This window comes from Streptomyces sp. GL_140 (genome assembly GCF_057834465.1).
The window spans coordinates 66,898-92,186 of sequence record NZ_JBYQMJ010000003.1 but is presented as its reverse complement, the minus strand read 5'-3'; the positions used below and the strand labels follow the sequence as shown (position 1 = coordinate 92,186).

Here is a 25,289-nt window from a genome sequence, read left to right as displayed (position 1 = left end):
ACGGACGCCGGGCCAGGGGGTTTCACCGGTTCTCGAGCGAATCTCAGGCGGAACCGACCAGCACGAGGGCACGGACGGGACGGGCGGCGGAAGCGGGCACTGCCCCGAGCTCGGGCGCGGGCGCGGCGGCGGGGCGGTGCTCCTCGCGGAGCACTTCGCCGAGGGCCAGGGTGAAGCGGTCGATGTCCGCCGGGGTGTTGTCGTAATGGACGGACGCTTCGACGGCCGTCGTTCCGGTCCGGGACGCCGGGTGGAGGGGGGTCTCCTGGGCGACCGACTTGCGGACCACCACACCGCGTCGCGCCAGGCCCCGGCGGATCAGGGCGGCCGGCACCTCTTCGTGTCGGAAGCCCACGATCCCCGCCTGCTCCCGGCCCGGGGTCAGCAACCGGATCCCGGGCAGCCTGCCGAGCGCGTCGCGCAGCAGCGGCAGGAGGTCCTCGTACGGGAGGGACGTGTCCGCGGCGTGCACGGCCAGGGCCTCGTTCAGCGCGGCCACGGCCGCGGCGGCCGGCAGCCGCGCCATCGACTCCCCGAGGCCGGGGTCGACGTAGCCGAACCCGGCACCGACCGGGCCGCGCAGGAACCGCCAGCCGTCGGCGGTGAGCAGCCCGCAGCCGATGCGCGCGGCGTCCACGGGGAGCCGGCCCACGGAGTGGGAGGCCTCGACCGCGTACAGCGCACGGCTCGTGGCGAGGAGCCGGCCGATGGCTTCGACCGGGTTGACGGTTCCGCAGGCCGAGGAGACGTGGACGACGGAGACGAGCGCGACCTGCTCGTCGAGGTGTTCGCGCATCCAGTCGAGGTCGAGGTCGCCGTCCTCGCGCAGCGGGACGACCTCCAGCGTGCAGCGGGTGCGGTCGCGCAGGGCGTGGAGGGTGACCAGGCGGGCCACTCCCTCGTGCGGGGTGGTCCAGATCCGGTCGCCGGGGCCGAGCGGGAGGCGGGAGACGAAGGAGTCGAAGCCGTCGGCCGCACCGGTGAACAGGGCGGTGCGGTGCGCCGGGACGCCGAGCAGGGCGCCGAGGCGCGCGTGGACCTCGGCCTCCAGGACGGAGCCGTAGTTCTCCCGCGGCGCGTAGGGTCCGCGGTCGTCGTGCGCCGTGCGGTCGGCGAGCACGGCGCGGACGGCCGCGGGCATCCGGCCCGTGCCCGCGGAGTTCAGGTGGGCCGTCGGTTCGCGGTGGATCGTCTGCGCGCTCATTTCGGGGGCCCCACCTCGCTGTTGGGATGTACCGGTGATTGCCATCGCTCTTGGCAATACATTGCCCAGAATCAGCGCGCATTGGCAACGGCCGCTCCAGCGGTACTCGAGTTCCCGAGTACTGGACCTCCTTCGCCCGAGTAGGTTGGCAATAGCTGGCAAAGGAGCGCGCCGATCCCGCCAGGATTATTGTTTTTGCAGGTCAGAGCGGTGCATGGAGGGCTCCCGAAAGGGGCCTCATGGCCGGATCGGCGGTTTTTTCCTGCCGGGTTGAGCGAATCTCCAGCCAATTCCGAGCGAATCCCGAGGAAGCGTTGCCAATCTTCTTGGCAGAGGTGTTGCCAAACAGGACCGAAACACCTGCCAAGGAGGAGTCACCATGAAGAACATCGCCCGCGCCCTCGCCACGACCGCCCTGGTCGGCTTCGCGGTCCTGACCGCCGGCGGCATCGCCCAGGCCAAGAGCGGACCCAACACCGACTGGCCGCTCGCCCCGGCCGCCTCGGCCCCCGCCTCGGACATCGGCTGGCCGGTCGCCCCCCACACCGACTGGCCGTAACCGCCCGTCAGCAGTCGCCCGTGGAAGTCGAAGTCCGAGCCGTCGCAGCCGCAGTCGAGTCGAAGTCGAAGTCGAAGGAGCACGTCCAGATGTCACTCTCCGGCCTCATCGAGCGGCACGCACTCGCGCGACCCGAGGCGATCGCCGTCACGACCCCCGTCCCTGGCGGTGGTGAACTCTCGCTCTCCTACGGCGAGTTGAGCAGCGCAGCCGATCGGCTCGCGGCCGATCTCACGGAGCTCGGGGTGCTCCCGGGCGACCGGGTGGTCACCGCGCTGCGGCCCGGCCCGGAGCTGGTGACCGCTCTCCTGGCGATCCTGCGGGCCGGAGCGTCCTACGTGCCCCTCGATCCGGCCCTGCCGCCCGGCGTGCAACGGCTGCGGGACATCGTCCGCGACACCTCGGCGCGCGCCGTCGTGACCGGCCTCGGCGTCGCCGAGATCGTGCGCGTCCCGAGCGCGGACACGGGCACTGGCACTGGCACTGGCACGATCTCGATACCCACCGCGACATCTGCCGCGATCCCGGCCACCGACACGGCGTACCTGCGCCGGCTCCCCGACGGCACCTGCGCGGCCGTATCGCACCGCGCCCTCCTCGAACTCGTCGGCTCGGCCGACCCGGTGCGGCTTACCTGCGATGACGTGGTGGCCCAGACCGCCGGCCCCGACTCCTCCGCATTCGCCTTCGAGGTCTGGTCCACCCTCGCCGCCGGCGCCCGCCTGGTCGTCCTGGACCGGGAGACAGTGGCCGACCCGGCCCGCTTCGAGGAAGCGGTCGCCGAGCACGAGGTCTCCGTACTCTTCCTGGCCACCGCCCTGTTCCAGCGGATCGCCCGCGAGCGGCCCGGGGCCTTCGCCCCGCTGCGGACCGTCCTGTTCGGCGGCGAGGCCTGCGATCCGCGCGCCGTGCGGGAGGTACTGCGCGCCGCGGGCGGGGCGCCGGGCCGGCTCGTCCAGGTCTACGGGGCGCCCGGCGCCGCGCCCTTCGCCCTGTGGCACGAGGTCTCGGAGGTCCCCGAAGGCGCACGCACGGTCCCGATCGGGCGCCCGCGCGACGGCGTGCGCGCGGTGGTCGTCGCCGGCGACGGCACCCAGGCGGGCCCCGGCGGCACGGGTGAACTGCTGCTGGGCGGCGGGGCCGCGCTGCGGCCGACCGGCGACCTGGTGACCGTACGCGAGGACGGCGGCCTGGAGTTCGCCGGGCGAGCGGCGGACCGCGTGACGGTGCACGGGATGCCGGTGGCGCTCGGCGCGGTGGAGTCGGCGCTGCGCGAGCACCCGGAGGTCGCGGAGGCCGTGGTCACCCTGGCCGGGGAGCCGGCCGGGGAACTGGTCGCGCACGTGGTGCCCACGTCATCCGCCGTGGCGGAGCCGGTCCGCATCGGCGAGTGGAAGGAGATCTACGCGGCCCTGTACGCCGATGCTCGCGCGCAGGACCCGTACGAGCTGGAGGCGTTCGCCGACGGGATGGCCGCCGCCACCGGTGGCGCGGCGCCGGTGGCGGCTCAAACGCAGACGCAGACGCAGGCGGTACGGGAACGGCGCGCCGCCACGGTGGAGCGCGTGCGCGAGCTGGGCCAGCGGCGGATCCTGGAGATCGGCGCCGGCACCGGCCTGCTGATGGGGCCGCTCGCGGCGGGCCCGCGGTGCGAGGAGTACTGGGCCACCGACTTCTGCGGCGCGGCCGTCGAGGCGCTGCGCGCGCGGACGCGCGGCGACGAGCGGCTGCGCGACAAGGTGCGGCTCAGCTGCCGCGAGGCGCACGACACCGCCGGGCTGCCCACCGGGTACTTCGACACCGTCGTCCTCGGCTCGGTCGTCCAGCACTTCCCGGGCCTCGGCTATCTGCGGACCGTCGTCGCCCGCGCCCTGGAGCTGCTCGCACCGGGCGGCGCGCTCCTGCTCGGCGACCTGCGCCCGCTCGGCCGCGGCCCGGTCCGCGGCCCCGAGCTGCGGATCGACCCGGCCCTGTTCACGGCCCTGGCCCGGGAGATCCCGGCGATCCGCACGATCGACGTCCGCCCGGCCCCCGGCGCGGGCGAGCGCTACGACGTGGTGCTCGGCACGGCCGTGCCGGCGGGGTCCGCCGCGACGGCCACGGGCGGCGGGCCGCGGTCCAGCGCCGAGGCGTGCGTCAACGTGCCCGAGGGCTTCGCCCGCGCCGGGTCCCCGCAGGCCCGGCTGCGTGCGTATCTCCAGGCCCGGATTCCGGATCACATGGTTCCCGCCACGGTGGTGTTGCACGACGAGCTGCCGCTCGACGCGGGAGGCAGGACCGACCGCGCGGCACTGGCCGCCGGACCACGGACCGCCGCGGCCGACCGGCATCACCCGGGCGGCACGGGCCACGTCGGCCACGCGGGCCGCGTCGGCTGTGTGCCGGTCGGGACGCCGTTGCAGGGGATCGCGCGGGACCTGTTCGCCGAGGTGCTCGGGGTGCCCGCGCGGGTCGTGGGCGGCGACTGCGATTTCCTCGGACTCGGCGGGCACCTCCTGGGTGCCGCGCGGCTCGTCGCCCGGGCGCGGCAGGTGCTCGGCGCACGGGTGGACCTGCGCGGCCTGTACGGGGCGCCCACCCCGGCCCACCTGGCGGAGCTCGCCGGGGACGGGCCCGTCGCCGCCTCCGGGCCCGACCCGGCGCCCGCGCGCAGCGCCGTACTGCCGCTGCGGCTGCGCGGCGCCCTCGACGTGGCCGCCCTGGAGGCGGCCCTGGAAGAGCTCGGCCGCGGTCACCGCGCGCTGCGCAACAGCCGCATCGGCTCGGCCGGTACCCGGCTGCGCGAACTGGCCGCCGACGACCACCGGCTGGAGCTCACTCTGCCCGCCGACGAGGTCGACCTCTGGTCGCACGCACCGCTCGCCGCGGCCCTGGCAGGCGCTTACGCGGCCCGGGTCGAGGACGGCGAGCCCGCCGCGCCACGGCCCGTACCCCCGGCGCCGCCCCGGGCGGTGGACGGCGACGTCACGCCGACCGCCGCGCCCGGCAGCGGTCCGCTCGGCCCCGACGACACCTTCGGCACCCTCGGCTTCGACCTCGACGCGGCCACCCACGGGCGGCTCACGGCCCTCGCCGCCGAGCACGGCGTCACGCTGTTCATGGTGGTCCAGGCCGCGCTCGTGACCCTCCTCCACCGGCTGGGCAACGGCGCGCTGCCGCAGGTCACCGTCGCGGCGCCGGTACCGGCCCGGGACGGCGCGGTCCTGGCCGGCGCGGTCGGCCCGTACGGGCGGGTGCTCGCCCTGACGGTCGACGCCTCGGGGGACCCGGCCTTCGCCGAACTGCTGCGGCGCGTCCGCATCGCCGCCCTCGCCGCCTACCGCGACCCCGACGCGGCTCTGGCCAGGCCCGGCGGCATCGCCCTGGGCGTGCTGCGCGAGAGCCTCGGCGCGTTCCCCGCCGGCGACGCACTGACCGTACTGACCGAGTCGGAGCAACTACCTTTCCCCGCAGCGTCCTTGGGGCTGATCCTCACCGAGCGGCAGGACCCGGCGGGCGCCCCGGCGGGGATCGCCGTCACCGCTTCGTACGCGTACGAATGCCTCGGCGAGCAGGCCGCGGCCCTGCTGACCGGGCAGCTGCTAGCGCTCCTCGAAGCGGCTCTCGACACGCCCCGGGAAACCATCGGGCGGCTGGGCCTGCCGAGCGCCGAACAGCCCGCCGTGGAGGCCGAGGGCCTCTGGAACGGCCCGCCCACCGCGCCCCAGGCCGCGCCCGACGTCGCCGCGCTCCTGGCCGCCCAGGTGGCCCGCGCCCCGGGCGCACCCGCGCTGGCCGGGCTCGACTACGCCGAACTCGACGCCCGTTCCGACCTGCTCGCCCATGCCCTGATCGCCCACCGGGCGGGCCCCGGCACCTCGGTGGCCACCGCGATCGTCTCGCCGACCGGCTTCGCGGTCGCCGCGCTGGCCATCGCCAAGACCGGAGCCGCCTGTTTGCCGGTGGATCCCTCGCAGGGTCTGCCCGTGGGCGCGCGTCCCGCCGTACTGCTGCTCGACGAGGCCGCCGACGTGCTGCTGGCGCCGACCCCCGGGCCCGTCCGCCTCGTACGCGATCCGGCCGCCGACCTGCTGCCGGTGGGCGCCAGTTGGCCGGTGCGCGAGAGCGACCGTACGAGACCGCTCGATCCCGGAGCCCCGGTGGTACTGGCGGTCGCGCCCCGCGGGTCCGTCGCCGTCGGCGGCGAGGCGCTGGCCGCCGCCCGCCGGGGCCGGGCTCGCGACACCGCCTGGCTGCTGAACGGCTATCCGGACGCGGAGGTCGCGCTCGGTCTGCTGTCGGCGCTGGTGTGCGGGGCCCAGGTGCACGTACTGGACCCGTCCCTCGCGTACGCGGCTCCGCACGAGGTGCTGCGCTGGCTGCGCGAGCGGGGTGCCTCCGCGATCCTGGGCCCGTCGGACGACGTGGTGGTCGCGCTCGCCCATGCCCAGGACACGGAGCTGACGATCAGCGCGGGCTGGCCGGAGGGCCGGCTGCTGGTCGAGCAGGTGCCCGGCGGCCCGGCGCGGCCCGCCCCCGGCTACCACGCCTACGTACTGGACGCGCGGATGCGGCCCGTGCCGTCCGGGGAGGTCGGAGCGCTGTACGTGGGCGGCGTCGGCGTGGCCCAGGGGTACCCGGGTCTGCCGGCGGCGACCGGGGAGCGCTTCCTGCCCGACCCCCTGGTGGGCACGCACGGCGTCGCGGCCCGCATGTGGCGCACCGGGCACGCCGCGCGGGTGGGGGAGGGCGGCAGCCTGCACGTCTTCGACCACCCGTGGGACGAGGACCCGTTCGCCGACGCGTTCCGCACGTTCGTCGTCGTCCGGGATCCGGCCGGGCACCGCGCGCTGTGGCCGGCCTCGGTCCCCGTACCGGTGCACTGGTCCCAGATCCACGGCGAGGACCCGTACGAGCTGTGCCTGAACCACCTGGAGGAGCCGCAGCTGAACGATCACCTCGGCGATCACCTGTGACGGCGTCGAGACCCTGCGGCCGGACGGCCCGGGACCGCGGGGTCCGCGTCCTGGCCGGGCCCCGCCCTCATCGGAGCCGGCGCACTCCGCTGTTCAGCGCGTGCCAGGTCGCCAGCCGCAGGGTCTCGACGCTGGCGCGGCCCAGCCCGTCGCGCACGTACCGGCGGGCCTCCGCGAGTTCGGTGCCCTCGCCCAGGACGGGGCCGACGGCCTCCTCCCGCAGCAGCACCTGCTGCGCGCAGACGACCCGTACGCCGTCCTCGTCGGGTTCGAGGGACCATTCGCCGCTGTGGGCGGCGATCAGTTCGGGGGAGGTCAGCTCCTTGTAGACGATCCTGGCGGCCGCCGGGAAGCACAGCCGGACCGTGCGCGTCGTGACGCTGAGCCCGTCCGGTTCCACGAGGCCGTCGACCGACGCCAGTTGTACGCCCGGCACGTCCTCGACGACCCTGGCCGCGTCCACGTGGGGGACCAGCTCCGGCCAGTCCTCGATGCGGTACAGGAAGTCGTAGACCAGCTCGGCCGGAGCGGCGACGTGCACGCTGTCCTCGAAGGTGAGCAGCAGCTGGTCCAGCTGCTTCCACCGCTCGGCGATCTCCTTGACCTGCGCGAGCAGCGCCTCGGTCTCCTCGTCCCACTCCCGGCGGCTGCGCTCGCTCGACTCTCCCGGCAGCCCCTCCAGCGTGCGCTCCTGGCGCAGCGTCAGCAGGCTCTGGGCGTCGTCGTGCGCGTCCACGGTCCAGCGGCCGGTGGTCGGCGCGCCCATCCGGAAGACGTCCTCCAGCTCGAAGGCGACCGTACGGGCGTGCGGGCTCAGGACCCGGCGCAGGTGGAAGGAGCGCACCCGCTCACCGGCAGCGTCCACGTCCCACAGGCGCAGCAGCTCCTGCGTACCGTCGAAGTCCATCCGCTCGACGTGGACGGGGGCCGGCAGCAGCAGCGGCCAGCGCACGGCGTCGGCGAGCAGCCCGTAGACCACGCCGGGCGGGGCGGCCACCTCGGCGGTCCGCTCGCTGGCCTGCACACGCCGCGAGGCGTTCGAAGAAGACGAAGAAGACACGACGGCCTCCCTCCGGATGAGTGCAGATGCGCTCAAGGCTGCACCCGGCCACTAGAACTCCGCTCAAGCCGCTCCACGGACCGGCTCTACGCGTGCGTGGTCCGGGTGAGCGCCTCCGCCAGCATCCGCCAGATCTCCGCGGCGAGGTCGATGTTGGCGTCGTCCTGCGCCTGCTGCGCCAGGTCGCGCAGTCCCTGCACGCCGGCCGGGTCCCCTTCGAGGATCTCCAGCTGGTGGCGCAGGATTCCCAGGCGGACCTGGTCGCGGTGGGTCATCCTCGGCTGGTCCCCGACCGCCTCGGCGAGGAGGGTGCGGGCGTCCTCGTAGCGTGCGTCGGCGAAGGCGAGTTCGGCCTTGAGCGCCGCCTGGTACTGGCGCAGCGAGGGCGTGCCGACGAAGACGAGGGCCGCTTCCGCCTCGGTGATGCGGCGCTGCGCCTGCACGGGGTCGGCGGGCCGCATCTGCAGGTGCAGGCGGGCGGCGGCCTGCCGCAGGCGCAGCCACAGCACGAGGTCCTCGTGGCTGCCGAAGCGGTCGAGGGCCTCGTCCAGGCAGGTCAGCGCGCCGTGGTGGTCGCCCTGGCGCATCCGCACGGCGGCCGCGGTCCACATCGCCTCGGCCCACAGCGCGTCGGTGCGGCCCTCGACCAGCGCGGTCAGCTCGTCCGCGTGCAGCCGCGCGTCTCCCGTACGCCCCGCCTCGGCCTGTACGGAGACCAGCGCGAGCAGCACGGTCGCCCGGTCCTCAACGCCCAGGCGCTCGCTCCGGGCGAGCTGGTGCGCCTCGAAGGCCGCGTCGAGGGCGGGGAGTATCTCGCCGAGCGAGCGCAGGCAGCGGGCCAGGCGGGTCAGGCCGCGTACGCGCAGCTCGCCGAGGCCGACCTCGTCGCCGAGCCCGACGAGTTCGGCGAGCCGGGCCCGTTCCGTGGAGTGGTCGCCCTGGAGGCGGGAGGCCTGCGCGAGCAGCCACAGGGCCTGCCAGCGCAGGACGGCGCTCTCGTGGCCCTCGGCGGCCAGTGCCCGGCGCAGCGAGTCGATGGCGTCGGGGGAACCGGTGGACGCGGCGAGGGTGAGGGCGTGGGCGAGGGAGCCGGTCGCGGGTTCCTGGAAGTCGTCGGGGTCCAGGGACAACCGGGCGGCGAGGTAGGCCACGGCCCGTTCGGTGGGCCGGCGGGCCCCGGACTCCAGCCGGGAGAGGTAGCCGGTGGACATCCCCTCACCGGCGAGCGCGGTCTGTGACAGGCCCTTGGCCAGCCGCAGCTTCCTCAGCCGGTGTCCGAAGGCGGGCTGTCGCAGCATGAGCACCCCTGAGATCGGTGGCAGAACTCTGTCGGGAACCGTCGACGAGACTAGGCCGCCCGGCAATTCGCGGGCAAACATTTGCCAGGCCGGCCCCGTCCGTCTCGTGCGGATACGGAGCGGTCATGGGGTATTCCTCAAGCGGTTCTCGACCGGAGCAAGCCATGCTCTCCACCATCCGGCCTTTCGCACGGTCTGGACCTGCCCTTTTCCCGAATCGAGCGCCTGGGAGTCGACGATGAGGCCATCGGTGTGCGCGGAGCGGCTCCAGGACGGGATGCCGGACGACGACATCGGCTGGCCCAGGGTCAGTTCGCGGCGCCGTCCGCACTGTTTGTAGGGTGCACGGATGAGCGCCCCCGCACCCATCCCCGCACCCCGCCCCGCACTCCGCCTGGAACCGGTCACCGCAGACAATTTCGACGCCGTCTGCGCGATATCGGTGCGTCCCGACCAGTCCCGCCTCGTCGCCCCGGTCGTCAAATCGCTGGCCGAGGCCTACGTGCACGGGGAATCGGCCTGGCCGCGGGCGATCGTCGACGGTGACGAGGTCGTCGGTTTCGTGATGGCCTTCCTCGACCTGGCCTGGGACCCGGAGAAGGACCCCGCCGACATCCGCTCGGGCCTCTGGCGCCTGAACATCGACGCCGCCCACCAGACCAAGGGCTACGGCCGCTTCGCGGTGCGGTCGGTGGCCGAGGAGCTCGGCCGCCGCGGCGCCGCCCGCGCCCATGTGACGTGGCACCAGGGTCCGGGCACCCCCGAACCGTTCTACCTGGGCCTGGGCTTCCGCCCCACCGGCGAGCTGAGCGCCGGCGAGGTGGTCGGCGCCCTGGACCTCACCGATCGGACGGCCGGGACACCCCGCTGACCCCGACCCGCGGGTCAGACCGTCCGCAGCTCCCGGAAGAAGGCCCGGACGTCCCCCACCAGCAGCTCCGGGACCTCCATCGCGGGGAAGTGCCCGCCCCTGTCGTACGAGGTCCAGCGCACGACGGAGTCGGTGCGCGCGGCGATGTGGCGCAGCGGGATGAAGTTGTCCCGGGGGAAGTCGGCGAGCGCGGTGGGGGTGCGGGAGACCTCCGGCGGCTTCCCGTAGTAGTCGGCGTGGAACCGCTCGTGGTAGATCCGGGCGGCGGAACCGGCCGTGCCGGTCAGCCAGTACAGCATCACGTTGGTCAGCACCTGGTCGCGGTCCGGCGGGCAGTCCGGGTCGCTCCACTCGGCGAACTTCTCCGCGATCCAGGCCAGCAGGCCGATCGGCGAGTCGTTCAGTGCGTACGCGAGGGTCTGCGGCCGGGTCGCCTGGATGTCGGCGTAGCCCTGCCGCTCGCGCGCCCAGGTGCGGTAGCGCTCCCAGGAGGCGCGGGTCCGCTCCCGCTCGGCCCCGTCCAGCGCCGCCAGCTCCTCTTCGGTCGGCTCGGCGGTGGCCCCGCCGCCCGGCAGCAGGTTGAGGTGGACCCCGCTGACCCGGTCGGGGTGGATCCGCCCCAGCTCGCGGGAGACCGCCGCTCCCCAGTCGCCGCCCTGGACGCCGTACTCCTCGTACCCGAGCCGTTCCATCAGCGACCCGAAGGCCCGCGCGACCCGCTTGAACTCCCAGCCCCGCTCGGTGGTCGGCCCGGACAGGGTGAAGCCGGGGATCGACGGCAGCACCAGGTGGAAGGCGTCGGCCGGGTCCCCGCCGTGCGCCCGCGGATCGGTCAGGGGTCCCGCGACCCGCTGGAACTCGACGAAGGAGCCGGGCCAACCGTGCGTCATCAGCAGCGGCCGGGCGTCGGGCTCGGGCGAGCGCAGGTGGGCGAAGTGCACCCGCGCTCCGTCGATGACGGTGGTGTACTGCGGCCAGGAGTTCAGGCGCGCCTCGGCGGCCCGCCAGTCGTAGCCGGTGCGCCAGTACCCGGCGAGCTCGCGCACCTCGTCGAGCGGCATTCCGTAGGCCCGCCCCGCGCCGGGCAGTTCGTCGGGCCAGCGGGCCCGGTCGAGGCGCTCGGCCAGATCGTCCAGGGCGCCCTGCTCCACGTCGAGGCGGAACGGCTGCGCCCACTGACCAAGATCACTCATGCACCGGGATTTTAGGGCCTGTCGTCGAAGTGCCGCTCAGGCCGCGTAGAGATCGAAGGTCGAGCCCCGCTTCGACCCCGCCGACACGTCGAGCGCCGGGTCCACCGCCAGCATCGCCTGGTGCAGCCGCTGCAACTGCGGCGACGGCTCCACGCCCAGGTCCTCGATCAGCCGGCCGCGCAGCCTGCGGTAGACGTCCAGGGCCTTGGCCTGGCGGCCCGACCGGTAGAGCGCCACCATCGCCTGCGAGTGCAGCCCCTCGTGCTGCGGGTGGCGGGCCATCAACTCGGCCAGTTCCGCGAGCAGTTCGGTGTGCCGTCCGAGCCTGAGGTCCACGTCGATCCGCCGCTCCACGGTGACCAGCCGGCTCTCCTCCAGCCGCATCACCTCGATCTCCAGGATCGGGCCCACCTGTACGTCGACCAGGGCCGGCCCCTGCCACAGGTTCAGCGCCGCGCGCAGCAGGTCCGCCGCGCGCTCGTCGTCACCGACCTCGAAGGCCTTCTGCCCCTGGGCGACGAGGCTGTCGTACTCGTGCACGTCCACGGCCTCCGGCGGGATCTGCAGCAGGTAGCCGCCGTGCCGGGTCGCGAGCACCTCCTTGGCGCCCGGGGCGCCCGGACCCATGGCGGTGCCGAGTCGGCGGCGCAGCTGGAGGATGTACGTCTGCAGGGTGGTCAGCGCGCTCTGGGGCAGGTCGATGCCCCAGATCTCCTCCATGAGCTTGGGCACCGGCATCACCCGCCCCGGGTACAGGGCGAGGAGCGTCAGGATCTGCCGCGGCTTGCGGGCGGTCGGAACGATCGAGCCCCCGTTGACCTCGGCACTCAACGGACCCAGAACCTGAATTTTCACGGTCTCCTCCGTAAGTCGTCGCGTTCCCCTCGTACCCCTCTTGTTCCGGCCTCCGGCTCGTGGCCTTCGGCGGCGCACGCGCGTTTCGCCACCGCCCGCGTCACACCCCTACGAGGCGCCGGCCGCCGGGCTCGGCGGCCTCGGTCAGGCTTTCCGGACCGGCCATGAGGATGGAGCGCTGCAACCGGCGCAGTGCGGAGGAGGGTTCGAGTCCGAGCTCTCTGACGAGCGTGGCGCGCAGTCGCTGGTAGACGTCCAGGGCCTCGCCCCGTCGGCCGGAGCGGTGCAGGGCGAGCATGAACTGTCCGTGCAGGTTCTCGTGTGTGCAGTACCGGCTGGCCAGGACGGTCAGTTCGGCCAGCAGCTCGCGGTGGCGGCCCAGGCGCAGGTCGGCCTCGATGCGCTGGTCGAGCGCGCACAGCCGTATCTCCTCCAGCCGCCGCGTCTCCATGTCCAGCTGGACGCCGCCCTGTACGTCGGCGAAGGCGGAGCCGGACCACAGCGCCAGGGCCTCGCGCAGCAGGCGGGCGGCCCCGGGGAAGTCTCCGGCGTCCATGGCGCGGTAGCCGCTGCCGGCGAGCCGGTCGAACTCGCGGACGTCGTGCGTGCCGCCGCCGGTTCTGAGCAGGTAGCCGCCGGGGAGGGTGACGAGGACGTCCTTCGCGGTCCGGGCCGCCTTCGCGCCGTCCGCCCTTGAGCCGGCCGACTCCGCGCCGTCCACTCCTGTGGCGCCCGCCTCCAGAGCCGTCGCGATGAGCGCGCGCAGCTGGAGTACGTACGTCTGGAGGGTGGTGCGGGCACTGCGCGGCGGGGCGTCGCCCCACAGCTCCTCGATGAGGGCGGCCACGGGCACCACCTGGTCGGCATGGAGCGCCAGAAGCGCCAGGACCTGCCGGGGCTTGGGGGCTGTCGGCGCGACGGAGATCCCGTTCTCCCGCACGGCCAGTGCGCCAAGTACTTGGATTTTCACGCCGAACTCCCCTGGTCTGTGGACGAGCCTCGCCCCAACTCAAGCCCAACCAGTAGAAGACAAGACCCGACCGTTTGTCAATATCAAACCGTCCACCCTGTTTTTTCTAGGCGCCCTCAAGTACCTCGCTAACAAACCACCCCTGACCTGCTATTTCTACCCAACCATCGGCTGCCGGAGCCGCACGGGCACGCTCCCGACCCGCTCAACCGACCCCGGAAGTGGCCACCAAAAAGACTGGCAACCCCGTTTTATTCCGGTCGGGAGCCGGTGGCCGTCAGGGCTCCCAGCGCATCCGGCAGCGCGAGCCGCGGCAGCAGCAGCTCCCAGAACCTGGTGACCGTCCGCGGCGCGAGCCAGGCCGCGTCCCGGGCTCCGAGCACTTCGAAACCCACGGTCGCGGCGACCACGGCGGTCACGGCATCCTCGGCCGCCACCCCCGGACACAACTCCCCCGCGCCCCGGGCCCGGACCATCGCCCCCTCGACCCAACTCCGCCAGTGCTCGCGCAGGTCGATGCTCGGCAGATGCGCGACATCACCGCTCAGCTCGAACCCGGACCGCAGCACCACGTCGTCGCGCAGTCCCCGGGTGAGTCCGTGGGTCACGTCGACCAGACGCTGGAGACAGCCCGCCCCGTCCAGGGGCCACTCGCCCGTGATGTCCCCCAGCCGTTCCAGCGCGGCACCCTCGACGGCGCCCGCCAGGGCGGCCTTGCTGGCGAAGTGGAAGTGCAGCGCGCCGCTGCTGACCCCCGCCCGCGCACTGATAGCGGTGAGTGACGCCACCGCGAAGCCCTCGCGATGGAAGGTCTCGGCCGCGGACCTGATCAGAGCTTCCCGGGTGCGCACCGCGCGTTCCTGCTTGGCCATCGACCTCTCCGTCACTGCTGGGAATCGCCCGCCGGCCCCCTGGGCGAAGGCAGAGCCGATCAATGACCCAGCGTAACAAACCACTTGCGCGGTTTGAGGAGCTGGATGCTTTAATCCAGCCACCCCCACGCACCCGCCACTCCGCCCAAGGACACGCGGGGGTCGCGGACACCGGAATCCACCCTCGGGCCACGGCCCGTAGGGCAACCATCCACCCACCCACTACAGGAGCGGTACGGCCCGCCTCCCGTTCGGCCGAGAGCGGCGCACCGGGCAGGGAACGTCCCGAATTCACCCGGCGTTCACTCGCCGTTCCACTGCGAACGCCCTCGCCGGGCCAGGCCGGCCGACTTTCCCCCCATCGCACCCGCCGCACCCCGGAACGTCTTGCGGATGTCCCCCCGCGGACGCCACCCCCGCCCGAACCCCGCCTGCGGGCCGGGTCGCCGGTGGCTGAGAGTGGACACTCGTCACCCGGCGCTCCCACGCGGCACGCGGAGCCCGGCAGGCCCCGTCCGAGCGGTGCCCGCCCCGCGTCCGAGCGGATGCCGGGCAACCGGAACCCGGGCCGGACCACCCCCCGTAGGGCGGTCCGCTCCGCTTCAGCGCCCGCCTGAGGGCCTCGCCACGGGCAGGGCACGAAATGCCCGACCGGCGGGGAGATCGAGCACGGCTTCCCGCTCAACCGTTCCGGCCGTCCCGACCGCCCCACGCCCACCATCTGCGCCGGTCACAAGATTCATCGGCATTTCCCCCTTCCCTTGGGCGCGCTAGTCACTCCGTGTAAGATACAGACTGGGCGGTTTTGCCAGTATCCGAATGCGAGATACGGACTGGACGGTATCCATCCCCGCCGGTTCAACTCCTATGGAGGGAAGCAACACCATGGCTGAGCAGGCCCGAGCTATCCAGACCCGTCGGACCATCCTCCTGGCCGCCGCCAAGGTCTTCGAGGATCGCGGATACAAGGCGGCGACCATCTCCGAGATCCTCTCCGAGGCCGGGGTGACCAAGGGCGCCCTGTACTTCCACTTCCAGTCGAAGGACGACCTGGCCCAGGGGGTGCTCGCCGAGCAAGTGGACCGCCGGCTCATGGTCCCCGATCGCCCGTCCAAGGTGCAGGAGATGGTGGACGCGGTGATGCTGCACACCTACCGGCTTCAGAACGATCCCCTGGTCCGTGCCGGCGTGCGGCTCTCCATGGAGCAGCAGCCGGGCCTCGACCGCAGCGGTCCGTTCAAGCAGTGGGCGGAGGTCGGCACCGCCCTTCTGACCCAGGCACAGGCCCAGGGGGAGCTGCTGCCCCACGTCGTGCCGTCCGAGACCGCGGACGTGATCGTCGGCTCGTTCGCCGGGATCCAGTCCATGTCCCAGTCGATCAGCGACTACCAGGACCTGTCGACCCGGGTGTCCGCGCTGCTGCGCCACCTGATGCCCAGCGTGACCGTCCCCTCGGTCCTCGCCTCGCTGGACCTCTCCCCGTCCAGGGGCGTCACCGTCTACACCGAGGCCGAGGCCCACACGGTCGCGGAGGAGGCGCAGGCGATCCCGGCCTAGGGGGTGCCCTGCCGATCAGGCCGGGCTCAGCTCCGCCCCGCTCCGGAGACGCTGACCGACGGCACGGCCGCCGGTCCTCCGACGGGCGGGCTCGCGGCGAAGTACGCGGACAGGGCGTCGGCCAGCCGACCGCCGTCCGGTGACCAGGCCACGTAGCCGTCGGGCCGGACGAGCAGCCCGTCGTACGGCACATCCGGCGTCGGCGCCGCGTGGACCACCTTCAAGGTCCCGGCCCAGCCCTGTGCACCCTCCCAGTGGCGGGTTCCCTCTTCCCCGAAGAGCAGCAGTACGGGACGCCCGTCCCGCAGGAGCTCGATCACATCGGTCCCGCCCGCCCCGGTGGTGAGCGCCGTGTTCCGCAGAAACGTTCCTTCCCACGAGCAGGCGCTGCCGGTACGGCTCGGATACACGGTGTCCTGCGCGCTGATCATTTCCCTGAGGTAGCCGCTCTCCCGGTCCGCCGCGAGCAGCCCCGCGAACAGGGCCCCCAGGGCGCCGTCCTCGGGCACCGGCCTCATCAGGGCGAGCTGGGCCCGCGTGTTGTCGACGACCCGCTGCGCGGCGGGCCGGCGCTCCAGGTCGTAGGTGTCGAGCAGGCCCTCGGCCGCTCGGCCGTGCACCGTGCACGCCAGCTTCCAGGCCAGGTTGACGGCGTCGAGTATCCCGGTGCTCAGACCCTGGCCGCCGATGGGGAAGTGCACGTGCGCGGCGTCCCCCGCGAGGAAGATCCGTCCCGAGCCGAAGGTACGGGCGATCCGGGTGAAGTCGCTGAACCTGCTCAGCCAGCGGGGCTCCTCCATCGCGATCTCGCGTCCGACGATCCAGGACACCTCGTCGCGCAGTTCCTCCAGGGACAGCGGCAGATGCCGGTGCTCGTGCGCGGCCCTGCAGTTGAGGGTGCGGATATGGGTGCCGCCGTCGGGGTCGGGCTTGACGGCGAGATGACCGCGGGGGGTGCGGTGCCATCCCGGCTTCAGGGAGCCCGCGTCCGTCAGCCGGACGGTGCCCATCAGCGCGGACACCGTCGCCCGGTGGGTGTCGGAGGCGATGCCCGCCAGTTCGCGGACGGTGCTGCGCGCGCCGTCCGCTCCCACCAGGTACCGGGCGGTGCAGGAGATCGGCCCCGCCGGCCCCTCGGCCGTGATCCGCACTCCGTCCCGCTCCTGCGCGACCCCGATCACCCGGTGCTCGCGCAGTACCCGGGCGCCCGCGGCCAGGGCCTGCTCCTCGAACAACCGCTCCAGTTCGGACTGCGGGTACTTGAAGATCGGTACGGGCTCGGTCTCCGGCGCCGTGATGACCAGGCCGGGCAGGCCCGCGAAGTGGAAGGCGCTGGCCGACGCACCCTGCGGCTTCCGGTAGCCCGGTTCCGGAAGGCGGCCGCGCCTGGCGAGGGACTGCACCGCACGGGCGTGCATCGTGTTCGCCTTGGGCTGCTCGGAGACGTCGGCACGCGTTTCCAGAACGAACGTGTCGACCCCGTAGCCGGCTAACTCGGCCGCGATCAGCATGCCGACGGGCCCCCCGCCGACCACTGCCACCTGCGCGTGCATCGTGCCCTCCCCCTGGCCTGAGACACGGGAAATATACCGGCTGCCCCGTCTTTCCATCAGACAATCGCCACATCCGTCAACGGCGTCAACTCCCGTATACGGAAGTGCAGTCGATCACCGCGGGCAGAGCGGACGGCGGGCGGCGGACCGGGTCCCGACACAGCGGAAGGATCCCGCCGGATTCCGGCGGGATCCTTCCGCTGTGCTGCCCCGTCCACGGGGCCTGTCCACGGGCCAGGTACATGAGGCCCGTCCACGAGGCCCGTCTACGAGGCCCAGGCGCCCGGGGCCACGAAGGCGTGCGGACGGCGTACGGGGAGCTTGTGCACCTTCGCCGTCGATGCCTGCTCCGCCTGCGCTTCGTCGAGCAGGCGGAGCCTTGTCATGAGGAGGACGGCGATCGCCGCGACCTCCTCCGCGGTGGGGTTGCCCCTGGTGATCCGCAGCGAGGCCAGCGCCAGGGCGGTGCGCTCGTCGGGGCGGTCGTCGGCCGTCAAAGCGGCAGGTTCCCGTGCTTGCGGGTCGGCTGCTGCGCGTGCTTGCTGCGCAGCATGTCGAGGGTGGAGATCAGCCGTGCGCGGGTGTCGGCCGGGTCGATGACATCGTCGACCAGGCCCCGCTCGGCCGCGTAGTAGGGGTGCATCAGCTCGGTCTGGTACTCCTTGATCCGCTGCGCCCGCGTCTCGTCGGGGTTGTCCGAGGCGGCGATCTCACGGCGGAAGATGACGTTGGCGGCTCCTTCGGCGCCCATCACCGCGATCTCGTTGGAGGGCCAGGCGAGGGCCACGTCGGCGCCGATGGAGCGGGAGTCCATGACGATGTACGCGCCGCCGTACGCCTTGCGCAGGATCAGGCTGATCCGCGGGACGGTGGCGTTGCAGTACGCGTAGAGCAGCTTGGCGCCGTGCCGGATGATGCCGTTGTGCTCCTGGTCGACGCCGGGCAGGAAGCCGGGGACGTCGATCAGGGTCACCAGCGGGATGCTGAAGGCATCGCAGAACTGGACGAAGCGGGCGGCCTTTTCGCTCGCCTGGATGTCGAGCACGCCCGCGAGGTGGGCCGGCTGGTTGGCGACGATGCCGACCACGTGGCCACCGAGCCGGGCGAGGGCGCAGACGACGTTCTGTGCCCACTGCCCGTGCACCTCGAAGTAGTCGCCGTCGTCGACGACCTCCTCGATGAGGTCACGGATGTCGTAGCCCTGGGTGGCGCGGGCGGGCACCAGGTCGAGCAGGCTCTCGCAGCGGCGGTCGACCGGGTCCTCCAGGTCGCCGTGCGGAGCGAGCTCGCGGTTGTTGGAAGGCAGCAGCGACAGGAGGTGGCGCACGTCCTCCAGGCAGCTCTGCTCGTCGTCGTACGCGAAGCCGGCGACTCCGGAGGTGCCGGCGTGGCTGTCCGCCCCGCCGAGGTGCTCCATGGTGACGGCCTCGCCGGTGACGGCCTGGACCACGTCGGGTCCGGTGATGAACATCTGCGAGGTGCCGCGGACCATGAAGACGAAGTCGGTGAGCGCCGGGGAGTAGGCGGCGCCGCCGGCGCAGGGGCCGAGGATCACCGAGATCTGCGGGATGACACCGGAGTTGCGGACGTTGCGCTGGAAGATGCCGCCGTAGCCGGCGAGCGCGGTGACGCCCTCCTGGATGCGGGCGCCCGCTCCGTCGCACAGGCCGACGATGGGTGCGCCCGCCGCCTCGGCGAGGTCCATCAGCTTGTGGATCTTCTCGGCGTGGGCCTCGCCCAGCGCGCCGCCGAAGATCCGGAAGTCGTGGGCGTACGTGAAGACGGTGCGGCCGTGGACCTTGCCCCAGCCGGTGACGACACCGTCGGTGTGCGGGCGCTTGTCCTCCAGCCCGAATCCGGTGGCACGGTGCCGGCGGAGCCCCTCGACCTCGTTGAAGGTGCCCTCGTCGAAGAGGAGCTCGATGCGTTCCCGGGCGGTGAGCTTGCCCTTCGCGTGCTGCGCGGCGGTGGCGCGCTCGCTCGGACCGGCCTCGGCCAGCGCCCGTATGGCGGTCAGTTCGGCGGTGCGTTCACGCAAAGAGGCGAAGCGGACTTCCTCTTTTAAGGCGGGCGGCACAGAGGCCAGCCCGGCTTCCGGTGCGTTCACGCGCTCCAGCGGTCTTTCCTCGACGATGCTCATACAGGCCCTTTCCACAGAGGCACCGGATCCGGCCGGTGTCGCAGTTACACCCTCGGCCGGACCGCTAAAGCCCTACTCGAATTTTGGACGCGGATCGCAAGTGGAGTCATTCCGGCACGGCTCCGGGTGCCTTTCTGCCGGACAACCGCTCAAGACCGGGGCCAGAGACACGGGAGAGCGGTGGGGCGATAAGCCCAGGTCACACCGGAAAGTCCAATTTGTCGCTCGTGCAGAACTCAACCCCATCTGGAGGCCCGGGGGAATGTTCCGCAAGGCACTTGTTTTGGCTTGCGGGGCCGACTCGGGCATGCAATCTTCAATTTCGAGCCACCGGGGCAGTCCCAAGAGTCCGAATATCCGCGCATGAAACGGCGTCAATGAAGACGGTTATTCATGCGCCCCGAATTCAACTCGCCATATCGAGACCGTGGAGGGCCCTCGTGCGAAAGTGGTTACCGCTGACAGCGGTCAGCCTGGGCGTGTTCATGCTGCTGGTGGACGTCACGATCGTGATCGTGGCCCTGCCGGGCATCGGCTCAGACCTCAAGACGTCCATGTCCGACCTCCAGTGGGTGATGGACGGCTACGCCCTGACCCTGGCCGCCCTGCTCCTCGGCGCGGGATCCCTCGCGGACAAGGCCGGCCTGCGCCGGGTCTACGTGGGGGGCCTCCTCCTCTTCGCCGCCGCATCGCTCGTCTGCGGCATCGCCGACGCCCCGGCCACGCTGGTCGCGGCCCGGGTGGTCCAGGGCATCGGCGGCGCGGCGATGCTCGCCACCGCGATGGCCCTGCTGAACGTCACCTACCAGGGCAGGGACCGCGGGATCGCCTTCGGCGTCTGGGGCGCCGTCAGCGGCGCCGCGGCCGCGGTCGGACCGGTCCTGGGCGGGCTGCTCACCGAATACTTCGGCTGGCGGTGGATCTTCCTGGTCAACCTGCCGGTGAGCGTGGCCGCCATCGCCCTGTCCCTGGCGGTGCTCCCCGAGTCCCGCAACCCCAAGGCGGGCCGGATCGACTGGGGGGGCATCAGCTCCTTCACCGTGTCGGTCGGCGCGCTCGTCTTCCTCCTGATCCGCGGAGGCACGGACGGCTGGACCTCCGCGACCGTACTGGGCTTCGGCGCCCTGTCGGCGGCTTCCCTGGCGGCCTTCCTGGTGATCGAGAGCCGCGGCAGCCACCCCATGCTGGACCTCTCGCTCTTCCGCCGGGCCCCCTTCGTCGGGGTGATGCTCTGCGGCCTGCTCTTCTCCGCCGTGGCCTTCGCCTACCTGCCGTACACCTCGCTGTGGGTGCAGTCCGTACTCGAACTGAGCCCGGTCTCCGGCGGCCTGGTGGTGCTGCCGATGAGCGCGATGGCCTTCGTGGTCTCCGCACTGGCCGGCAAGCACCTGCCGAAGCTGCCCAACTGGCTGGCCCTCAGCGGCGGCCTGGCGCTGATCGGCATCGGCAGCCTGCTGCAGACGCGGCTCGACTCCGGTTCGAGCTGGACCGCGCTGATCCCCGGTCTGGTACTGACCGGACTCGGTGTCGGAGTCGTCTCTCCGGTGCTGGCCGCCACCGCCATGGCAGCCGTACCGCCCGAGCGCGGCGGCATGGCCAGCGGCGCGATGAACACCTTCCGCCAGCTCGGCCAGGCCCTGGGCATCGCCGTCTTCGGCATCGTGCTCCAGCAAGGGCTCGAAAGCGCGCTGAGCGGGACCGCCCGGACGGGATCCGGCGAATCCGTGGCCGCGGCGCTGGGCAGCGGCCAGGCCCACCGGGTGATCGCCCAGGCCCCCGCCGACCAGCTGGAAGCCGTCGGACACCTCGTCAGGTCCTCGTTCGCCACCGCCCTCGACGACGTCATGCTCGCCTCGGGCATCGCCGGCCTGATCGGTGCCGTCGTCGTGGCCCTGCTGATCCGCAAGGCGCCCGCGCAGGCCACGACCGCCGCACCGGCGGCCTCCGCACCCACGACCGAGCTCCAGGAAGCACGCAGTTGAACCGATGTCCCCGGCCCCTTCTCCACGGCCGCGATTCCACTCCCTTTCCTTTGACCATGATCCCCGGGGGGACCCAGGCATGTCGCCTTACTACGTCGAAACGAAGATCGCGCTCGGCCAGGACCAGCTCGCCACGGTCGCGGCGCTGGCCGAATCCGGCCTCTACGACGACTACGTCGTCTACGAGGGCGCGACCGGCTGGTCCTACGCCGGCGGTGCCCTGGCCGAACTGACGCTGGACCGCACCGGCGCCCGGCTGCGCTCCGAGGACGAGCAGTTCCTGCCATGGGACGGCAAGCCGCTCCAGCAGATCCAGACCCTGCTCGACACCATCTCCATCGAGGGCTGGCGCGCCTACGGCTGGGCCACCTTCGAGCTGTCCTACGCCAAGGACGGCGTACTGGACCACATCGGCGACGAGCGGCTGCTCCACCTGATCGTGCCGCGCACCGAGATCCGTCTCGACGGCACCACGGCGGTCGTCCGCTCGGCCGACCAGGCCGGCCTGAGCGCAGCGCTCGACGTGCTCCGCGCGCCGGTCCTGCGCAGCGCGGGCCGGGCGGCCCTGATCGACGTACGCGGCTTCGACAAGACGGACTACCGCAGCGCGGTCGAGTCGGCCGTGGCGGAGATCAACGACGAGAAGCTCCAGAAGGTCATCCTGTCCCGCGTCGTCGACATCGAGGGCGAGATCGACCTGGTGGAGACGTACGTCCAGGGCCGGCGCGGCAACACCCCCGCCCGTTCCTTCCTGCTCGACCTCGGCGGCATCGAGGCGGCCGGCTTCAGCCCCGAGACCGTCGTCGAGGTCGAGGCGGGCGGCCGCGTGTTCAGCCAGCCGCTGGCCGGGACCCGGGCGCTCACCGGCGACCCGCAGCGCGACCGCGAGCTGCGCGAGGAGCTCCTCTCCAACCCCAAGGAGATCTACGAGCACGCCATCTCGGTCAAGGTCGGCACGGACGAGCTGACCAACGTCTCGCAGGAGGGCTCGGTCGAGGTTCCCGAGTTCATGGCGATCCGCGAGCGGGGCAGCGTGCAGCACCTGGCGTCGCGGGTGGCCGGCCGGCTGGCCGACGGCTTCGGGACCTGGGACGCCTTCGGCGCGGTCTTCCCCGCCGTCACCGCCTCCGGTGTCCCGAAGGCCGCCGCCTACGACGTCATCCGCCAGTACGAGCCCGAGAGCCGGGGCCTGTACAGCGGAGCGGTCCTGGTCACCGACCACAACGGCGAGATGGACGCGGCGCTGGTCCTGCGCTCGGTCTACCGCCAGGACGGCCGCACCTGGCTGCGCGCCGGCGCCGGGATCGTCGGGCAGTCCACCGCGGCCCGGGAGTTCGAGGAGACCTCCGAGAAGCTCGAGAGCGTCTCGCGCTTCCTGGTCTCCGCCACCGGGGCGAGCGCCTCGGCCGGGACCACCGACACGGCCGTCCCCCTGGCCGGCTGAGCGACCCGCCGAGCACCACAGCCCCGGAAGGAGAGCTCACCACCATGCGGTTCGAAAACCTGTACCTCGCGGGCGTCGCCAGCTGGCTGCCGGAGGTCGTCGACACCGATCGGGCGGTCAAGGAGGGTCTCCTCGACCCCGCCGTCCGGGAGGCGTCCGGCATCGAGTCGGTCGCCGTCGCCGGGAACGTCGCGGCGCCGGACATGGCCGTCACCGCGGCCGAGGCGGCCGTGCGCCGCTCCGGCCGCCGGCCCGAGGAGTTCGCCGCCCTGCTGCACAGCAGTGCGCACTTCCAGGGGCCGGACGGCTGGTCCGCCCAGCACTACATCCTGCGCAAGACCCTGGAGCTGCCGATCCCCGCGATCGAGGTCCGCCAGGGCTGCCTCGGGATGCTGGCCTCGCTGGAGCTGGCCGCCCACCGGCTCATCGCCGATCCCTCGCGGCCCGCGGTGCTGATCACGGCCGCCGACAACTTCGGTACGCCGATGGTCGACCGCTGGCGGGCGTCCGGACTGTTCCTGCTGGCCGACGGGGCCGCCGCGGCGGTGGTCTCCTCGGACGGTGGCTTCGCCCGGGTGCTGGCCGCGGGCTCGCTCTCGAACCCCGTGATGGAGGAGTTCAACCGGGGCGGCGAGGTGCTCTTCCCGCCGCCGGTGACCCTGGGGCAGCCGCTCAACCTGGAGGCCCGCCGCCAGTTCTGGCGGGACCAGTGGGCCAAGGGAGTGCTGCCCCCCATGGGGAACCTGGGGGAGCTGGTCGCGGACGTCGCGGAGCGCACCCTCGCGGAAGCCGGTGTGTCCATGGACGGGATCCGGCGCGTCGTGCACATCGGGTTCTCCAAGGGGCCGCTGGACGACACCTTCCTGGACCCGCTGGACATCGACGAGGACCGCGGCGTGTGGGAGTTCACCCGCCGCACCGGCCACGCCGGAGCCGTCGACCCCTTCGCAGGGCTCGAATACCTCCTGTCGACCGGCCAGGTGACCGTCGGCGACCACGTGATGCTCATCGGCGCCGCCCCCGGCGCCGAGGTCACCTGCGCGGTCATCCGGATCACCGGGCCGATGCCCGAATAGGCCCTGCCAGGGCCCGGCACCATCCCCCAAGCGAAGCAGAAGAAGCAGAAGGAGACCCGACAACCATGCTCGACGGCTGCACTCCGCCCGATGAGCGGATCGCCGCGGCATACCGCGCGAACGGCTACTGGCTGGGCGAGAACCTCTCGGCCCTGCTGCGTTCGTGGGCGCGGCGCCACGACGGCAAGACCGCCCTGGTGCAGGGCGCCACCCGCCTCTCCTACCGCGACCTGGACGCCCGGGTCGACCGGCTGGCCGCCGGCTTCCTGCGGCACGGCATCGCGCCCGGCGACCGCGTGGTCGTACAGCTGCCCAACTCCGTCGAGTTCCCGGCGGTCTGCTTCGCGCTCTTCCGGCTCGGCGCGGTGCCGGTGTTCTCACTGACCTCGCACCGCGCCAGCGAGATCCGCCACCTGTGCGAGATCTCGGGTGCGGTCGCGTACGCCCTGCCGGCCTCGCACCGCGGCTTCGACCACCTGTCGGCGGCACTGGCCCTGCGCGAGGAACTGCCGACGCTGAAGCAGCTGTTCGTCCTCGGCGAGGTGCCCCCGGGCGTCGACGCCACGCCGCTGGAGGCGGTGGACGCCGATCCGGTCGAGCTTCCGGAGCCGGACGCCGCCGACGTGGCGTTCTTCCTGCTGTCGGGCGGTACGACCGCCCTGCCCAAGCTGATCCCGCGCACCCACAACGACTACGCGTACCAGACGCGGACGGCCGCCCAGGTCAACGGCCTCACCGAGCAGGACGTCTACCTCGCGGCCCTCCCCGTCGAGTTCAACTTCACCTGGGGCTGCCCCGGTGTGATCGGGACCCTGCGGGCGGGCGGCACCGTGGTCCTCGCCGAGGGCCCCACGGCCGACGACTGCTTCCGGCTGATCGAGGAGGAGGGCGTCACCTTCACCTCGCTCGTCCCGACCGTGGCCCAGCTGTGGCTGGAGACGGCGGAATGGTCGGACCACGACCTGAGCACTCTGCGCACGGTCCAGATCGGCGGCGCCCCGCTGTCGCCGGAGCTCGCGGCGCGCGTCGGTCCGGGCCTGGGCGTACGGCTGCAGCAGGTCTTCGGCATGGCGGAGGGGCTGATCTCCTTCACCCGCGACGACGATCCACTGGAGGCCGTGGTCGCCACCCAGGGCCGGCCGATCTCACCGGGGGACGAGGTGCGGATCGTCGGCGAGGACGGGGCGGAACTCCCGCTGGGAGCCACGGGCGAGCTGCACACCCGCGGCCCGTACACGCTCCACGGCTACTACCGGGCCGAGGAGCACAACAAGGTCGCCTTCACCGCCGACGGCTTCTACCGCACCGGCGACCTGGCACGGCTGACCCCCGAGGGCCACCTGGTCATCGAGGGCCGGATCAAGGACGTCATCGTGCGGGGCGGCGACAAGGTCTCGGCCGGTGAGGTCGAGGGTCACCTGCTCACGCACCCGGCGGTCGCCCGCGCGGCCGTCATCGGGGTGCCGGACGAGTACCTCGGCGAGCGGATCTGCGCCTTCGTCGTCGCCGACGGGCAACCGCCGAGCCTGCGCGACCTCAAGGAGGCGCTCCAGGTCCGGGGACTGGCCGAGTACAAGCTCCCGGACCGGCTCGAACTGGTCGACGCCTTCCCGCTCACCGGGCTCGGCAAGGTCGACAAGAAGGTGCTGGCCGCGGGCCTCGCCACCGTGGGCTGACCCCGCCCCGGCCCGTGCCGATCA

18 protein-coding genes are annotated in these 25,289 nt (G+C 72.7%); 8 read left to right on the top strand and 10 right to left on the bottom strand.

Translation table 11 applies throughout. From position 1 onward, the window contains the following. Positions 1–43: 43 nt before the first annotated feature. Positions 44–1,204: an aminotransferase class V-fold PLP-dependent enzyme gene (locus AC3IYJ_RS41690; protein ID WP_489403423.1), complete on the bottom strand. Its 1,161-nt coding sequence runs from the start codon at positions 1,202–1,204 to the stop codon at positions 44–46. A 379-nt stretch (positions 1,205–1,583) separates the two neighbouring features. Between AC3IYJ_RS41690 and AC3IYJ_RS41685 the strand changes: the two genes are divergently transcribed. Both AC3IYJ_RS41685 and AC3IYJ_RS41680 read left to right on the top strand, forming a co-directional pair. Further along, a complete protein-coding gene (locus tag AC3IYJ_RS41685; RefSeq protein ID WP_489403422.1) occupies positions 1,584–1,763 on the top strand; it encodes a hypothetical protein in 180 nt (59 codons plus the stop codon). Positions 1,764–1,783: 20 nt separating this feature from the next. Continuing rightward, the gene (locus AC3IYJ_RS41680) at positions 1,784–6,718 is read left to right on the top strand and encodes an AMP-binding protein (RefSeq protein ID WP_489403421.1); all 4,935 of its coding nucleotides are present in this window, start codon (positions 1,784–1,786) and stop codon (positions 6,716–6,718) included. Positions 6,719–6,785: 67 nt separating this feature from the next. Here the strand turns inward: AC3IYJ_RS41680 and AC3IYJ_RS41675 are convergent, their stop codons facing one another. Further along, on the bottom strand, positions 6,786–7,778 hold the full coding sequence (locus AC3IYJ_RS41675) for an SRPBCC family protein (RefSeq protein ID WP_489403420.1): 993 nt from the start codon (positions 7,776–7,778) through the stop codon (positions 6,786–6,788). Positions 7,779–7,864: 86 nt separating this feature from the next. Next, complete coding sequence (locus AC3IYJ_RS41670) at positions 7,865–9,076, bottom strand: helix-turn-helix domain-containing protein (protein WP_489403419.1); 1,212 nt, start codon at positions 9,074–9,076, stop codon at positions 7,865–7,867. A 349-nt stretch (positions 9,077–9,425) separates the two neighbouring features. Between AC3IYJ_RS41670 and AC3IYJ_RS41665 the strand changes: the two genes are divergently transcribed. Then, on the top strand, positions 9,426–9,947 hold the full coding sequence (locus tag AC3IYJ_RS41665) for a GNAT family N-acetyltransferase (RefSeq protein WP_489403418.1): 522 nt from the start codon (positions 9,426–9,428) through the stop codon (positions 9,945–9,947). Between the two features lie 14 nt (positions 9,948–9,961). Here AC3IYJ_RS41665 and AC3IYJ_RS41660 read toward each other — a convergent pair whose 3' ends face one another. From AC3IYJ_RS41660 to AC3IYJ_RS41645, 4 genes are all read right to left on the bottom strand, one after another. Next, complete coding sequence (locus tag AC3IYJ_RS41660) at positions 9,962–11,140, bottom strand: epoxide hydrolase family protein (protein WP_489403417.1); 1,179 nt, start codon at positions 11,138–11,140, stop codon at positions 9,962–9,964. A 36-nt stretch (positions 11,141–11,176) separates the two neighbouring features. Further along, positions 11,177–11,995, bottom strand: a complete 819-nt coding sequence (locus AC3IYJ_RS41655) for an AfsR/SARP family transcriptional regulator (protein WP_489403416.1) — start codon at positions 11,993–11,995, stop codon at positions 11,177–11,179. Between the two features lie 100 nt (positions 11,996–12,095). Continuing rightward, entirely contained in the window at positions 12,096–12,965 is an 870-nt protein-coding gene (locus AC3IYJ_RS41650; protein WP_489403415.1) for an AfsR/SARP family transcriptional regulator, read from the bottom strand. A gap of 251 nt (positions 12,966–13,216) precedes the next feature. Continuing rightward, complete coding sequence (locus AC3IYJ_RS41645) at positions 13,217–13,837, bottom strand: ScbR family autoregulator-binding transcription factor (protein ID WP_489403414.1); 621 nt, start codon at positions 13,835–13,837, stop codon at positions 13,217–13,219. A gap of 885 nt (positions 13,838–14,722) precedes the next feature. Between AC3IYJ_RS41645 and AC3IYJ_RS41640 the strand changes: the two genes are divergently transcribed. Next, the gene (locus AC3IYJ_RS41640) at positions 14,723–15,394 is read left to right on the top strand and encodes a ScbR family autoregulator-binding transcription factor (RefSeq protein ID WP_489403413.1); all 672 of its coding nucleotides are present in this window, start codon (positions 14,723–14,725) and stop codon (positions 15,392–15,394) included. Positions 15,395–15,420: 26 nt separating this feature from the next. Here AC3IYJ_RS41640 and AC3IYJ_RS41635 read toward each other — a convergent pair whose 3' ends face one another. The 3 genes from AC3IYJ_RS41635 to AC3IYJ_RS41625 form a co-directional block, all read right to left on the bottom strand. Then, on the bottom strand, positions 15,421–16,947 hold the full coding sequence (locus AC3IYJ_RS41635) for an FAD-dependent monooxygenase (protein ID WP_489403412.1): 1,527 nt from the start codon (positions 16,945–16,947) through the stop codon (positions 15,421–15,423). A gap of 266 nt (positions 16,948–17,213) precedes the next feature. Then, entirely contained in the window at positions 17,214–17,444 is a 231-nt protein-coding gene (locus AC3IYJ_RS41630) for an acyl-CoA carboxylase epsilon subunit (protein ID WP_489403411.1), read from the bottom strand. Continuing rightward, positions 17,441–19,087: an acyl-CoA carboxylase subunit beta gene (locus AC3IYJ_RS41625; RefSeq protein WP_489403410.1), complete on the bottom strand. Its 1,647-nt coding sequence runs from the start codon at positions 19,085–19,087 to the stop codon at positions 17,441–17,443. Before AC3IYJ_RS41625 ends, AC3IYJ_RS41630 begins: the two co-directional genes overlap by 4 nt. 440 nt (positions 19,088–19,527) lie before the next feature. Between AC3IYJ_RS41625 and AC3IYJ_RS41620 the strand changes: the two genes are divergently transcribed. The 4 genes from AC3IYJ_RS41620 (at position 19,528) to AC3IYJ_RS41605 (ending at position 25,265) form a co-directional block, all read left to right on the top strand. Then, positions 19,528–21,069, top strand: coding sequence for an MFS transporter (locus tag AC3IYJ_RS41620; RefSeq protein ID WP_489403409.1), 1,542 nt, complete (start codon positions 19,528–19,530; stop codon positions 21,067–21,069). A 79-nt stretch (positions 21,070–21,148) separates the two neighbouring features. Beyond that, positions 21,149–22,513 carry a salicylate synthase gene (locus AC3IYJ_RS41615; RefSeq protein ID WP_489403408.1) on the top strand — a complete coding sequence of 455 codons (1,365 nt, stop codon included), beginning with the start codon at positions 21,149–21,151 and terminating at the stop codon, positions 22,511–22,513. A 44-nt stretch (positions 22,514–22,557) separates the two neighbouring features. Continuing rightward, positions 22,558–23,589 (top strand): ketoacyl-ACP synthase III family protein, encoded by a 1,032-nt coding sequence (locus AC3IYJ_RS41610; protein WP_489403407.1) that lies wholly within the window; start codon positions 22,558–22,560, stop codon positions 23,587–23,589. A gap of 65 nt (positions 23,590–23,654) precedes the next feature. Beyond that, a complete protein-coding gene (locus AC3IYJ_RS41605) occupies positions 23,655–25,265 on the top strand; it encodes a (2,3-dihydroxybenzoyl)adenylate synthase (RefSeq protein ID WP_489403406.1) in 1,611 nt (536 codons plus the stop codon). Positions 25,266–25,289 lie beyond the last annotated feature (24 nt).